Raw genomic sequence first — 14,406 nt, forward strand, 5'->3', positions numbered from 1 at the left:
AAATTTTCTCATGTATTAACGTTATTGTATGTAAAAAAACTCGCACTAATGTGCGAGCTTTTTATTTTATCGTTTTCCTTTTTCATATGGTGTTCCAAGTGCCTTCGGAGCTTCGGAACGCCCAACAAAACCGACAAGTGCAAAAATTGTTAATACATATGGTAATATCGTTAAAAAGATACTTGGAATTTGATCTAAAACAGGAATTGTACCACCTGTAACGCCAAGTGACTGTGCAAATCCAAAAAATAACGCTGCACCTAGAGCTCCAATTGGATGCCATTTCCCAAAAATCATTGCTGCTAATGCTAAAAATCCTTGCCCTGTAATTGTAGCGCCCGAAAAGTTATTTGAGATAGATGTTGAAAATACAGCGCCGCCAACACCTGCAAACATACCTGATAAACAAACTGCAATATAGCGCATTTTATAAACATTGATACCCATTGTATCAGCTGCCATCGGATGCTCCCCAACAGCACGTAATCGTAAACCAAATGGTGTTTTATAAATCACATACCAAACTACAAATGCTAAAATAATTGCAATATAAGAAGTTAATGGTACATCAGAGAAAAATATTTTTCCAATAACGGGAATATCAGAAAGACCAGGAATATCGATTTTTTCAATACGATATTGGATAAAATCAGTTTGACCTTTTCCAAAAATCTTTTTAATCGCAAACACCGTTAATCCTAACGCTAAAAAGTTAATCGCGACTCCGCTAACAACTTGATCAGCGCGGAATGTAATGGATGCAACCGCATGAAGAAGTGCAAATAATCCCCCGCCAAGTGCTGCAAAAATAAGCGCAATCCACGGCGTCATCGCTCCCCATGTATCTCCCATTAATAAAGTGGTAACAACGCCAACAAACGCACCAAACAACATTAACCCTTCTAATGCAATGTTTACAACACCAGAACGTTCACTAAATACGCCTCCAAGCGCTGTAAAAATAAGCGGCGCTGCCGTATATAACGTACCTGTAACAAGAATGGCTACAATATCTAGGAAACTCATTTATTTCCCCTCCTTGTTAAAACGAGAAAGTGCCCATCGTAAAATATAACTACATGCTACAAAGAAAATAATACATGCAATAATTACATTAATAAGTTCAGATGGCACGTTCGCTTCAAAGTTCATTTGCGGTGCAGCACTTTTCAAACCACCAAATAATAATGCTGATAGCAAAATACCAAATGCATTATTTGCACCAAGAAGAGCCACGGCAATACCATCAAATCCTATTCCTGTAAAGGAAGACATTGCTGTCATACTTTGGAATGTTCCAAGCCCCTCCATTGCACCACCAATTCCCGCAAATGCACCAGCAATTGTCATTGATAATACAACATTACGCGACACTTTCATTCCGGCATATTTAGAAGCGTGCTGATTAAACCCAACCGATTTAAGCTCGTAACCTAATGTTGTGCGATCTAATAAAAACCACATTATAAGTGCTACAACAATCGCGACAACGATTCCCCAGTGCAGGCGAGAGCCATCTGTTAAAGAGGCTAACCAAGAAGAAGATAAAGACGCACTCGCTTTTATGTCATACGATTTTTCATTTGCTTCATGTAGAAAATTCCTTATGATGTAATACGTTACATAAAGCGCGATATAGTTCATCATAATTGTGACAATAACTTCATTTACCTTAAACTTCCCTTTTAAATATCCAGGAATAAATCCCCATAGTCCACCAACAAGCGCTGCAAATAATATCGATAACGGAACATGGAGGAAGGCTGGTAAAGAAACAGCATAACCGAACCAAACAGCAGCAAGCCATCCTACTAGCAACTGTCCTTCTACCCCGATATTAAACAAACCTGTACGGAAGGCAAATGCTACTGATAAACCAGCAAGAACAAGTGGAATCATCGTACGGAGTGTTTCACCTATTGCACGTGGATTTCCGACCATACCATCCCATAATGCGGCATAGCCAACGATTGGATCGTATCCGCTCGTAATCATGACAATGGCTCCAACAAGTAAACCAAAAATAACGGATAATACAGGTACTATAATGTTAATTGTTCGCTCCGTTAAAAATTTTTTAGCCATTTGTGTTCACCTTCTCTTTCTTCTTTCCCCCAGCCATTAATAGACCTAGCTGCTGCTCATTCGTTTCTTTTGCATTTACAATGTCAACAATTTTCCCTTCATAAATGACAGCAACGCGGTCGCTTACATTTATAATTTCATCAAGCTCTAACGAAAGCAGCAGAACTGCTTTTCCTTTATCACGCTGTTCAATTAACTTTTTATGAATAAACTCAATTGCTCCAACATCTAAACCACGTGTTGGCTGCGCAGCAATTAATAAATCTGGATCACGATCTACTTCACGAGCAATAATTGCCTTTTGCTGATTTCCTCCAGATAATGCTCGTGCTGGCGTATGCTCACTCGGCGTACGAACATCGAACTGCCCAATTAATGATTTTGCTTTTTCATAAATCTTTGTGAAATTTAAAACCCCTTTTTTAGAAAAAGGATTTTTATAATACGTTTGCAGTACCATGTTATCTCCGATAGAAAAATCTAGAACAAGACCATGCTTATGACGATCTTCAGGAATGTGTCCAACACCTTCCTCTGTAATACGTCTAACCGGCCAATTTGTTATGTCTTTCTCTCTTAACGTAATAGAGCCTGACTCAACTTTTCGTAAACCAGTAATCGCTTCTATTAATTCACTTTGTCCATTCCCATCGATTCCTGCAATACCAACAATTTCTCCTGCACGAACAGTTAAGTCAAGTCCTTTTACGGTAGGTAAATGACGTGCATCGTGCACAACAAGATTGGAAATTTCAAGTACATTCCCACGTGGTTTGGCGTCTGATTTCTCTGTTTTAAAATTCACTTGACGTCCGACCATTAATTCTGCAAGCTTGTTTTCATCTGTATTTGCAACGTCTACCGTTCCAATTCCCTTTCCTTTACGAATAATTGTACAACGATCACACACTTCCATTATTTCTTTTAACTTATGTGTGATAAGAATAATAGATTTCCCTTCTTGCACAAGCTTTTTCATAATATGAATAAGTTCTTGAATCTCTTGCGGCGTTAGTACAGCTGTCGGTTCGTCAAAAATTAAAATTTCCGCTCCGCGGTAAAGCGTTTTTAAAATTTCTACACGCTGCTGCATTCCAACAGAAATATCCTCTATTTTCGCATATGGATCTACCGATAATCCGTATTGCTCAGATAATGCTTTAATTTCCTTAGCAGCATCGTCAATCGCAATTTTCCCGCTTTTCTTCGGTTCATTTCCGAGAATAATATTTTCTGTAACTGTAAAATTATGTACTAACATAAAGTGCTGATGTACCATGCCAATCCCAAGATCATTTGCTACATTTGGATTGGTAATTTTTATAGGTTCCCCTTTAATTTTAATTTCACCTTGTTCTGGTTGATACAAGCCAAACAAAACATTCATAAGTGTGGATTTCCCAGCACCATTCTCTCCAAGCAAAGCATGAATTTCTCCCTGTTTCACTTGCAGCGTAATATTATCATTCGCCACAATTCCTGGGAATACTTTTGTAATATTATTCATCTCAATTACGTATTCCATATTAATCCTCCTAACAGGATATAGTTCTTTATATATGCAAAGGTTAGTTCTAAGAACTAACCTTTGCTATTGATCTACCATTATTTTTTAAGAGAAGCCTCAAATGTTTTGTACTCATCTGGAGTAGAAGGTACTTTAATTTCACCACTTACAATTTTCTTTTTCAATTCGTCTACTTTTGTTAAAATTTCTGGATTTACTTTTTTCACGTTTTCAGTTGTTTTTGCAATTCCAACGCCATCATCTTGTAAACCAAATACTTCTGTTTTACCGCCTTCAAGTTTACCGTCTTTTGCTTTTTCTGAAACTTTCGCTACCGCAACATCAACACGTTTTACCATTGAAGTTAATGTTACGTTTTCTGGCATACCTTCTTGGTTTTGATCACGGTCAACACCGATAACCCAAACATTTTCACCTTTTTTCTTACGGTTTTTCGCTTCTGTAAACACACCGTTACCAGTTGCACCAGATGCATGATAAATTACGTCAACACCTTGGCCATACATAGCAGAAGCTAATACAGAACCTTTTTCCGGCTTATCAAATGCCTCTGCATATTGAGATACAACTTCAATTTTCGGATTGATAAATTTCGCACCAGCCATGAAACCAGAGTCAAATTTTTGGATTAGAGGACTTTTAATTCCACCAATAAATCCTACTTTATTTGATTTTGTTGTCATTGCTGCTACAGCACCTACAAGGAAAGAACCTTCATGGTCTTTAAATGTAATGCTTGTTACGTTTGGCTTATCAACTACTGCGTCAACAATTGCAAATTGTTTTTTCGAATTCTTTACAGCTGTTTCTTGGATAGCCTCTTGCATTTTATAACCAATTCCAAATGTTAAATTGTAGTTAGTATCTACAAATTTTGCTAAGTTTGGAATATAGTCCGCATCCTTAGCAGATTCAAGATAGCGATATCCTTCATTTTCTTTTAGCTTGTTATCTTTACCAAACTTCTTTAAACCTTCCCATGCAGATTGGTTAAATGATTTATCATCTACTCCACCAACGTCTGTAACCATACCAACTTTAAAGTTTTTACTGTCTTTTCCCTCTTTTTTCTCACTTGACTTATCAGTGTTTCCACAAGCTCCTAAAATTGTGCTTGCCGCTAACGTTAATGATAATAAAATCCCCGCTTTTTTCTTCATACTAAAAACCCCTCCTAAAATATGTATCTAGCTCCTTACAAAGTCATGTCCTATTTTCTTGCTGTCACCTCCCTAAAATGGGCACTACCTACATACGTTTTCTTAACACATGGAAGCTAAATTTGTCTGCTCGAAAATAATTAATAGAATATAAAATCGGTTCATCATTTTGATCATAGTGCATTTGCTTTAACACAAGTAATGCTGTTTCCGGTCCACATTCTAAAATTGGTGATATTTTAGAGTGATAACCGAGTGGTTCAATATGAGCAACAGCATATGTAATGCGTTTATGTGTATTTCTATGTATGACCGTAAGCAATGATTCCTCTTTGTATTCTGACAAATCAGGAAGAACTTCTTTTGGCAACTTATCAACGCAGTAAACTACAGGTTCCCCATCTGCTGTACGAACGCGTTCAATCATAAGTGTTTCAAAACCATCTTCACTATTAAACTTTTCTTTTTCCTCTTCCGTTAAGCTCCCTACTGCTGATGATAAAAATACTGTACCCGGCTGTTTGCCTACACTAGTAATCATATCTGTAATACTAGATAATTGTTCGATTCCTGAAGAAAACAATGGTTTTGCATTTACAAAAGTTCCTACACCATGCCGACGAATGACAACGCTTTCTTCTTCTAAAATTCGAAGTGCTTCTCGTAAGGTCGCTCTACTAACACCTAACTCTTTTGCTAGATCAAATTCGGACGGTAGCTTTTGCTTCTCTTTATATACCCCGTTTTTAATCTTTTCTTTAATGTGGTCAATCACTCGTAAATACAAATGTCGACTATCTGACTTTACTGACATAAGACTCCCCTCGCACTTCACTTATTCGACCTCTGATGTAAGACCTCTTTTCTCTTTTTTCCACAATTACTATATCATGATTTACCCGAAATAAAAATAAGAAAGTTGCAATTTGTCGAATAAGTGTTAATAATTTCTTTAAATGAAATTTTCTTTCTTTAACCTATAAAAAAAACTTTGCACCCTCCATTTCTCACATGTTGAAAAAGTTAGGAACAAAGTTGTTATACACCTTGTATTGACACTTTTTCCTCATAGTCTAGCAGATTTATGGTTGCTAGGTAGAAACTTATGGACCTTATTACCAAGATTATATGAGGTTTATTTTGATTTCGAAGTAATCGTACCACTTGATAGGATAACTGTCAATACAATCCAAGAAAAAATCGAACGTTGAAATTCAAAAACATCCTACCATTCGTATTCTCATTGAAATTCACAAACGGTAAGCGTTATCATTTTTAATCATTAAAGAAACCGACTAGAATCTTTCCTAATCGGTTTCTTTATCCCGCTATTTGCGGGCAGTAATACTCCCACCTCAAAATCAGCGAAAGCGTTGTCCAGGTCTGAACGTGCTTTCAAAGAAGTTGTGCGGGAGGTAAACTGCTGGCATGCGCCCGATCGGTGAGGGCTAATAATCAGTGGGAATGAAAAAACACTGATTAAAGTTTCACTTTATCACGAACTTTTCTCTTGAATATCCTTTATAAGCACTTCACGAGGCTTACTTCCTTCATACGGGCCAACAACACCATTCATCTCCATTGCATCGATTAACCTGGCTGCACGCGTATATCCAATACGAAACCTGCGCTGCAACATAGAGACTGATGCAGTTTGCATGTCTACAACGAGCTGCACCGCTTCATCATATAAATTATCCTCTACCGCTTGCACTGTTTCTTGTACATCTTGCGGAATCATATCCTCTTGATATTGCGCTTTTTGCTGCGCAACAACATACTCGACTACTTTCTCTACTTCATCATCTGATAAAAATGCACCTTGTACGCGAACTGGCTTAGAAGCACCAATTGGTACAAACAGCATATCACCTCGTCCTAATAATTTCTCTGCTCCCCCTGTATCAAGAATCGTTCTTGAATCAGTTTGAGAGGAAACCGCAAAAGCTATTCGCGATGGAATATTCGCTTTAATAACACCGGTAATAACATCTACAGATGGTCGCTGCGTTGCAATAATTAAATGAATACCAGCTGCACGTGCCATTTGTGCCAGACGCATAATCGCATCCTCTACATCAGAAGAAGCAACCATCATTAAATCTGCTAACTCGTCCACAATAACAACAATATACGGAAGTTCTGGTTGCTTCGCTTCGGATTGTTCATTATGTTGTTTAATGTATTCATTATACCCTTCAATATTCCGTGTTCCACTATGCGCAAACAATTCATAACGTCGTTCCATTTCATTGACAACCTTTTTTAATGCCTGTGACGCCTTTTTCGGGTCTGTCACAACAGGTGTTAATAAATGCGGAACACCATTGTATACATTTAATTCGACCATTTTGGGGTCAATCATCATGAGTTTCACTTCATGCGGTTTAGCGCGCATTAATATACTTGTAATAATTCCGTTTATACATACACTCTTTCCGCTACCAGTTGCCCCTGCTACAAGTAAATGGGGCATTTTATTTAGACGTGCTAAGACAGCTTCACCTGTAATATCGCGTCCAAGTCCAATTAATAACTTTTCTTCTGGATGATTATTTGCTTTCGAATCCAACACTTCTCTTAACGTAACCACTGCAACTTCTGAATTTGGCACTTCAATACCAACAGCTGATTTCCCTGGGATTGGTGCTTCAATTCGAATATCTTTCGCCGCTAAAGCTAGTGCTAAATCATCACTTAAACTAACAATTTTACTAACTTTAACCCCCATATCAGGATACACTTCATATTTTGTAACTGCTGGTCCTCTATGGACCTTTGTTACTTTCGCTTTCACACCGAAGCTTTGGAATGTTCGTTCCAATTTACGAGCATTTTCATAAATCGTTTCATTCTCATTTGTCACTTGCTTATTGTTCGGGAACTTTAATAGCTCTAAAGACGGCAACTTATAATCTTTATTTTCAACATCGGAAAAATGCATTGGCGGCGCTGTCGTCTCTCCGGCAAGTGATTCAACAATTTTTTCACCTTTTTTCCGCTTTTGCTTTTCTTCTTGCATAGGCAAAGCTTCTTCTTGAATCGCTTCAGGAATAAGGGATTCTTCACTTATTGGATCCGGCGTTGTATAGTTTTCAGTAAAATTCGATATAATCGGCGGCGCTATATCAACCTCTTCTGTACATTCTACTAACTCTGGTGCTTCTGACACATGACGCTCACTCCGCGTACGAGCAGTCTTTTTCTTTTCAGTTTTCTCGGCAGTTCGTTTTGATTGCCAATCTTTATAATCACCTTGCATCACTTGAAATTGCCGTCTCAGTATTCTTCCAATTGGTGCTAGTACTTCTCCTATATGTTTATTTGTAATACATAATACACCAAGTAAAATGAGAATCATTCCGATTATGTATGCGCCAACTTCATCAAATAAAAAATAACATGTCGCAAACATAATAGCCCCAACCATTCCCCCGCCTAAATGGACCGAGTCGACTCCTTTTTTCATTTCATGAAAGAACAAATCTTTTGTCGTTACAATAACAGATGTACTTTGTACTGCTCCATCTTTTGTTAAAAGGCTGACTAATGTAATATGACTAAACATCAATATAGCTAATACGATTAAATATAGACCAATCAATCGTTTGTTTAATAAATCCGGCCACTCTCGTTTTATAACAAACGCTACAGAAAGTGCAATAACCCCAAGTACTCCAAGTATGTACCATTCTCCAAAGAAAAAGCGAAAAAATAGCACGAATGCTTTTCCGACAACACCTAGTTGCATAATTGTAATGATAGAGAGCGCAAAAAGAGTCAAACCGACGATTTCGTAGTACAAAGTTGGCTTTATAGTACGTCTTGCTTTTGTTTTCGTCCCTATTTGCTTTTGTTTTGCCATTTCTTCACCTCAAATTCTCATTCAAAAATATAGCTTTCATAGAATCAGTATAGTCCCATTCAAAGAGGATTTTACAGGATAAACGCAAGAAAGCAGCCTGTACACACGGCTGCTTCACCCTCTTGTTTTTTATATTATACCATAGCTCATAAACAAAATCCTTCTTTTATGAAAAGGATATTTTCTGCCCAGGTTCATATTGTAAAAAATGCTCTGGATTTGTACTTAACACACGTATAACAGAATAGTTATTTTCATTCCCCATTTCCACAACCATATCAATACCATCTACATGTATAATTTTCTGCTTCGCAAATTCTGCATGATCTATTGGATACACGAGTTGCTCTGGCATAATCGTATATAAAATCATTGTAACAACGCCTTATCTTTTTTAGTTGATGTTTTCGCCTCAATTAATTCATTTAACTTTTTGATTGCTTGACCAATCCCTCCGACATCATCAATTAAACCATATTTCACCGCATCCATACCTACAACATTTGTACCAATATCTCGCGTTAAATTCCCTTTTGCAAACATTAACTCCTTAAAACGATCTTCTGTTACTTTGGAATTCTTTGTTACAAAACGAATGACACGCTCTTGCATTTTATCTAAATACTCAAATGTTTGCGGAACACCTATTACAAGACCTGTAAGACGAATAGGGTGGATTGTCATTGTTGCTGTTTCTGCAATGAATGAATAATCTGTTGATACCGCAATCGGCACACCAATAGAATGACCTCCGCCAAGAACAATTGATACAGTCGGTTTCGAAAGAGAAGCAATCATTTCAGAAATCGCAAGCCCAGCTTCTACATCCCCTCCAACTGTATTTAACAAAATTAATAACCCTTCAATTTTAGGATTTTGTTCAATTGCTACAATTTGCGGAATAACATGCTCATATTTCGTCGTTTTATTTTGTGGTGGCAATTGCACATGGCCTTCAATTTGCCCTACAATCGTTAAACAATGAATACGTGATTCATTTAATTGCGGGACATTCGTCTGGCCAAGCTGCTGAATTTTCTCTAATACAGAAGCTTCTTTCGTCTCTTCTTTTGTCACAGGCTCTTTCTCTTCATTTTTCATTTTATCACGCTCTATCATGTCGTATCCCCTTTCTCACGTATATAACTATTATTTCTTAAGTTATAAATTTCATTCGACAGAGGATAAAAGAAAAAGCTACCTATAAACAGGCAGCCATCTCTTATACTTCCATAATAATTGGTAAAATCATCGGTTTTCTCTTCGTTTTTTCAAATAAAAATTGTCCAAGTAGCTCACGAATATTTTGTTTTAACGTTGACCATTCAATTGAATACTCTTTAATAGATTGTTCTACAATTGTACGGACGATATCCGTTGATTTTTCAATCAATGCTTCAGATTCACGAACATAAACAAAGCCTCGCGAAATTATTTCTGGTCCAGAAATAATTTTTTTCTCATCTTTTCCAAGTGTCACAACAACGACTAAAATACCGTCTTGTGATAACATTTTTCGATCACGTAATACGATATTTCCAACATCACCAACGCCTAATCCATCAATCAATACATTTCCAGCCGGAACCTTCCCTGCTGGTTTCGCTTCACCATCTGTAAAGGAGATTACTTCACCTTTTTCTGTGATAAAAATACGATCTGATTGAATTCCAACATCTTGAGCTAAGCGGGCATGTGCCTTTTGCATACGAAATTCACCATGTACAGGCAAGAAATATTTCGGTTTCATTAAATTTAACATTAACTTCAATTCTTCTTGACTACCGTGCCCCGAAACATGAACTTTCTTTTCTCCATAATATACTACATCCGCACCTGCTCTAAATAGTAAATCAATTGTTCTTGAGACAGATGTTTCATTCCCTGGAATTGGGGATGCTGCAATAATGACTGTATCACCTTTACGAATTGAAATTTGTTTATGAGCTTGTCTAGCCATTCTAGAAAGGGCAGCCATTGGCTCACCTTGACTTCCAGTCGTTAAAATTGTCACCTTTTTCTCAGGATAATTATCAACATCCTGTAGTGAAATTAACATACCGTCTGGAATATTTAAATAACCTAAATTATATGCAATATCAACTACCTTTACCATACTTCGTCCAACTACCGCTACCTTACGACCAGTTTCATAAGCTGCATCAAAAACTTGTTGAATACGATGAACATTAGACGCAAATGAGGCTACAATAATACGACCTTCTGAGTTATAAAATACTTTGGAAATCTCTATACCAACTTCTCTCTCAGATCCTGTATAGCCAGGTCGCTCTGCATTAGTACTATCAGATAATAAGCAAAGCACACCTTCATTGCCGATTTGTGCCATTTTTCCAATATCTGCACCATTATTCCCAATAGGAGTTTGATCAAATTTAAAATCACCAGTATATACAATTGCCCCTTGTGAAGTATGGAAACAAACACCCACTGCGTCTGGAATACTGTGAGTTGTATTAAAGAAGGAAACCGTTGATGTATCGAATTCTACAGTAGCATTAGAATCAATTGTTCTTAAATCAACACGGCCTAACATACCCGCTTCTCCTAATTTTTCTTTCACAAGACCGTTCGTCAGCTTCGTTCCATAAACTGGAATATCTAATTTCCTTAACACATAAACAATACCACCAATATGATCTTCATGACCATGTGTTAAAAATAGTCCTTTTACGCGCTCTTTATTTTCCACTAAATATGTGATATCTGGTATAACAATATCTATTCCAAACATCTCTTCTTCTGGAAACATAAGTCCTGCATCCACAATAAAAATTTCAGAATCAATTTCCACGCAGTACATATTCTTTCCAATTTCGCCCACTCCGCCGAGAGCGAATACTTTTACAGTATCTATCTCTTTCTTCTTCATGTTGTTGCCTGGTTTAAAAATAGTATAAAAACTGATCCCACTAACATTGTAGAGAAACCAGGGGAAACTCCACCATCATTTTTCAACATCTAAAACGAAGGTCTTATCACGTTTTTTGTTTTTAAACCAGGTCCCACCTCTCTTTCATTATATAGATCAAATGTTTTATGTAATTTCATACAAAATCCGATAACCCGTAAAGTTTTTCCATTTTTGCTAAGCATACCCGTACTAAGCTACTTAGCCATATTATAACTGATATAAGAAATAGAACACAAGTTAAATTATAAGAAAGCAAAGAGAAGAATATGTATAAGAGGATAAACTGGATTTATTTCACTACTACATGTAAGAAGTAAAGCGAGACATCTAGCAGTTGTAATTTTCTTCATCCCTATCTATATATGCAAGTTAAAATAACGCTATAAAACCCCTTTCCTTTTAGGTGAGCAAGAGCATCTGGCCGTGCATAGAAGCGGTCAGGGCCTATTTCTGCCACATACAAGGTTTAAAACAAAAGGAGAAAGTTAGTAGGGGCATGTTGTATTCTGCATAGCAGTAATTTAAAAAGAAAAACCAAGACGACTGTTTAGCCAACTAGACTAGGAGGTAGAGCTAGACAAAGATGTCAAAAAACAAATGAATTCATATAGATTCTTCCCTTTTCTCTAATCCTTAATGTGTGGGACTTACTACCTGCAAATAGCGGGATAAAATACAAAAAGTGGCTTAGCACATATCACTAAGCCACTTGCTTATTAGCGAGGAATAGATTGGATAACTTCAAGTAATTGCGTTCTTTCTGCCTCGGTTAATGGTAGAAGAGGTAAACGAACAGAACCAACATCTAATCCTACGAATTGCAATGCCGTCTTCACAGGAGTTGGACTCGGTGCCATAAATAATGCATTTGTCACTCTAACTAACATTTGATGAAGCTTTTGTGCTGTTTTCATATCACCAGTTCGGAATGCTGCAATCATGTATTGCATTTCATTACCAATAATATGAGAAGCAACAGAGACAATCCCTTTTGCGCCAATTGCCATCGCTGGCAATGTTAATCCATCATCACCACTGTATACAGCAAAATCATCATAAGTTTTTTCAATGATTTCTGTCATCGTTAATACGTCGCCGCCCGCATCCTTGATTGCAACAATGTTTGGAATTTGCGATAAACGAACAACTGTATCAACCGAAATCTGAACAATAGATCGACCTGGAACGTTGTATAACATGATCGGAAGTTTTGTATTTTCAGCAATTGTTTTAAAGTGCTGATACATTCCTTCTTGACTTGGTTTATTATAATATGGTGCAACTAACATAATCGCATCTACGCCTACTTCTTCCGCTTTTTTCGTAAGCTCCACAGAAGCATGCGTATTATTGCTGCCAGTTCCAGCTATGACAGGCACCCTGCTATCGACAACAGATACAACATGACGATATAACGCTACCTTTTCTTCAGATGTTAATGTAGGAGATTCACCTGTTGTTCCTCCTACAACAATTGACGTTGTCCCGTTATCAATCAAATAGTTTACCAATTTTGTTGTCTTTGCAAAATCGATGTTTCCATTTTTATCAAACGGTGTGACCATCGCTGTTGCAATTGTCCCAAAATCTCTCATGGTCTCACTCCTTATAATTCCAGTTGCTTTTCTTTTGAAAGCTCAAATGCACGATGAAGTGCATTTACAGCATCTACAAGTTTCTCTTCTTTCACAAGTACCCATATTGTTGTATGACTATCTGCTGATTGCAATATTTGAACGCCATTTTCAGCTAATGCCGTCACAATTTTCGCTGTAACACCTGGAACACCTGCGATACCTGCTCCAACAATAGATACTTTTGCACAGTGCTCCGTTACAATTGGATCATAACCAAGTTTATGAAGCACTTCAACCGCTCGATATGCAACATCATCACTCACTGTGTATGCTACACCCGTAGGAGAAATATTGATCAAATCTACGCTAATCTTTTCTTTAGCCATTTCTTTGAACACTTCTGTTTGTAAATCGTATGCTCCGTCCTTGGCCAACACTTTAATTTGCGTGACACTTGAAGAATGAGCAATACCAGTTACAGGACGCTCTTGTACGTCGCGTGCACCATCATATGCTGCAATTAAAGTTCCTTCGCTATCAGAATACGTAGAACGTACACGCAATGGTACTTTCGCATGCATCGCAATTTCAATCGCACGCGGATGAACAACCTTTGCACCTTGATATGCCATATTACAAATTTCATTGTATGTTACATTTTCAAGATGACGCGCATCTTTTACAATACGAGGATCGGCTGTCATCACACCTTCTACATCTGTAAAGATATCGATATATTTGGCATGAAGCGCAACACCTAATGCTGACGCTGATGTATCACTTCCACCGCGCCCAAGTGTTGTCGTATCGCCTTCTTTAGTTTGTCCTTGAAATCCTGTTACGACAATTACATCTACTTCTTCTAACTCTTTTCGAATACGTTCACAGTTCATTTCAATGATTTTAGCGTTTGTAAAATCATCATTTGTAATAAAACCAGCTTGCGCACCATTGAATGCTGCCGCTTTAATTTCATTTTCATTTAACATATTTGAAAACACAATTGCCGAAATTAACTCACCACAAGATAACAATAAATCTTGTTCACGTTTTGAAATAAATGATTGTTTTTCATTTACAAGGCCTAATAATGTATCAGTCGCATATGGCTCACCTTTGCGCCCCATCGCAGATACAACAACTACAATTTTATAGCCCTCTTTTAACGATTTTTTGATGTGGTGAAGGGCATGTTTCCGACCATTTTCATCACGTACAGATGTACCACCAAATTTTTGGACAATAATTTTCATTTT

Annotated in this window: 11 protein-coding genes and 1 riboswitch; all 11 genes read right to left on the bottom strand. The window is 37.3% G+C overall.

Annotation, left to right across the window (positions count from 1 at the left end; translation table 11 throughout):
* Positions 1-66: 66 nt before the first annotated feature.
* A complete protein-coding gene (locus BR72_RS00115; protein ID WP_035428934.1) occupies positions 67-1,026 on the bottom strand; it encodes an ABC transporter permease in 960 nt (319 codons plus the stop codon).
* On the bottom strand, positions 1,027-2,085 hold the full coding sequence (locus tag BR72_RS00120; RefSeq protein ID WP_035428936.1) for an ABC transporter permease: 1,059 nt from the start codon (positions 2,083-2,085) through the stop codon (positions 1,027-1,029).
* Positions 2,078-3,610 (bottom strand): ABC transporter ATP-binding protein, encoded by a 1,533-nt coding sequence (locus BR72_RS00125; RefSeq protein ID WP_035428937.1) that lies wholly within the window; start codon positions 3,608-3,610, stop codon positions 2,078-2,080. The genes BR72_RS00120 and BR72_RS00125 overlap by 8 nt, the downstream gene beginning before the upstream one ends.
* 80 nt (positions 3,611-3,690) lie before the next feature.
* Complete coding sequence (locus BR72_RS00130; RefSeq protein WP_035428938.1) at positions 3,691-4,773, bottom strand: BMP family lipoprotein; 1,083 nt, start codon at positions 4,771-4,773, stop codon at positions 3,691-3,693.
* Between the two features lie 88 nt (positions 4,774-4,861).
* The gene (locus tag BR72_RS00135) at positions 4,862-5,587 is read right to left on the bottom strand and encodes a GntR family transcriptional regulator (protein WP_035428939.1); all 726 of its coding nucleotides are present in this window, start codon (positions 5,585-5,587) and stop codon (positions 4,862-4,864) included.
* 235 nt (positions 5,588-5,822) lie between these two features.
* Positions 5,823-5,925, bottom strand: a riboswitch (purine riboswitch).
* A gap of 343 nt (positions 5,926-6,268) precedes the next feature.
* Complete coding sequence (locus BR72_RS00140; protein ID WP_035428940.1) at positions 6,269-8,638, bottom strand: DNA translocase FtsK; 2,370 nt, start codon at positions 8,636-8,638, stop codon at positions 6,269-6,271.
* 166 nt (positions 8,639-8,804) lie between these two features.
* A complete protein-coding gene (locus BR72_RS00145; protein WP_035428942.1) occupies positions 8,805-9,011 on the bottom strand; it encodes a YlzJ-like family protein in 207 nt (68 codons plus the stop codon).
* On the bottom strand, positions 9,008-9,757 hold the full coding sequence (locus tag BR72_RS00150; protein WP_035428943.1) for a ClpP family protease: 750 nt from the start codon (positions 9,755-9,757) through the stop codon (positions 9,008-9,010). The genes BR72_RS00145 and BR72_RS00150 overlap by 4 nt, the downstream gene beginning before the upstream one ends.
* A 103-nt stretch (positions 9,758-9,860) precedes the next feature.
* Complete coding sequence (locus BR72_RS00155) at positions 9,861-11,531, bottom strand: ribonuclease J (RefSeq protein ID WP_035428944.1); 1,671 nt, start codon at positions 11,529-11,531, stop codon at positions 9,861-9,863.
* 758 nt (positions 11,532-12,289) lie between these two features.
* Positions 12,290-13,168: a 4-hydroxy-tetrahydrodipicolinate synthase gene (dapA, locus tag BR72_RS00160; protein WP_035428945.1), complete on the bottom strand. Its 879-nt coding sequence runs from the start codon at positions 13,166-13,168 to the stop codon at positions 12,290-12,292.
* A gap of 11 nt (positions 13,169-13,179) precedes the next feature.
* Positions 13,180-14,403, bottom strand: a complete 1,224-nt coding sequence (dapG, locus tag BR72_RS00165; RefSeq protein ID WP_035428947.1) for an aspartate kinase — start codon at positions 14,401-14,403, stop codon at positions 13,180-13,182.
* Positions 14,404-14,406: the final 3 nt, after the last annotated feature.

The organism is Bacillus sp. UNC322MFChir4.1 (assembly GCF_000746135.1).
GTDB lineage: Bacteria > Bacillota > Bacilli > Bacillales > Bacillaceae_G > Bacillus_A.

Excerpts from the sequence above, each read along its gene's own strand:
- BR72_RS00120 (WP_035428936.1), bottom strand. The coding sequence starts at position 2,085 with ATGGCTAAAAAATTTTTAACGGAGCGAACAATTAACATTATAGTACCT.
- BR72_RS00150 (WP_035428943.1), bottom strand. The coding sequence starts at position 9,757 with ATGATAGAGCGTGATAAAATGAAAAATGAAGAGAAAGAGCCTGTGACA.
- dapA (WP_035428945.1), bottom strand. The coding sequence starts at position 13,168 with ATGAGAGATTTTGGGACAATTGCAACAGCGATGGTCACACCGTTTGAT.
- BR72_RS00125 (WP_035428937.1), bottom strand. The coding sequence starts at position 3,610 with ATGGAATACGTAATTGAGATGAATAATATTACAAAAGTATTCCCAGGA.
- BR72_RS00145 (WP_035428942.1), bottom strand. The coding sequence starts at position 9,011 with ATGATTTTATATACGATTATGCCAGAGCAACTCGTGTATCCAATAGAT.
- BR72_RS00115 (WP_035428934.1), bottom strand. The coding sequence starts at position 1,026 with ATGAGTTTCCTAGATATTGTAGCCATTCTTGTTACAGGTACGTTATAT.
- BR72_RS00155 (WP_035428944.1), bottom strand. The coding sequence starts at position 11,531 with ATGAAGAAGAAAGAGATAGATACTGTAAAAGTATTCGCTCTCGGCGGA.
- dapG (WP_035428947.1), bottom strand. The coding sequence starts at position 14,403 with ATGAAAATTATTGTCCAAAAATTTGGTGGTACATCTGTACGTGATGAA.
- BR72_RS00135 (WP_035428939.1), bottom strand. The coding sequence starts at position 5,587 with ATGTCAGTAAAGTCAGATAGTCGACATTTGTATTTACGAGTGATTGAC.
- BR72_RS00140 (WP_035428940.1), bottom strand. The coding sequence starts at position 8,638 with ATGGCAAAACAAAAGCAAATAGGGACGAAAACAAAAGCAAGACGTACT.
- BR72_RS00130 (WP_035428938.1), bottom strand. The coding sequence starts at position 4,773 with ATGAAGAAAAAAGCGGGGATTTTATTATCATTAACGTTAGCGGCAAGC.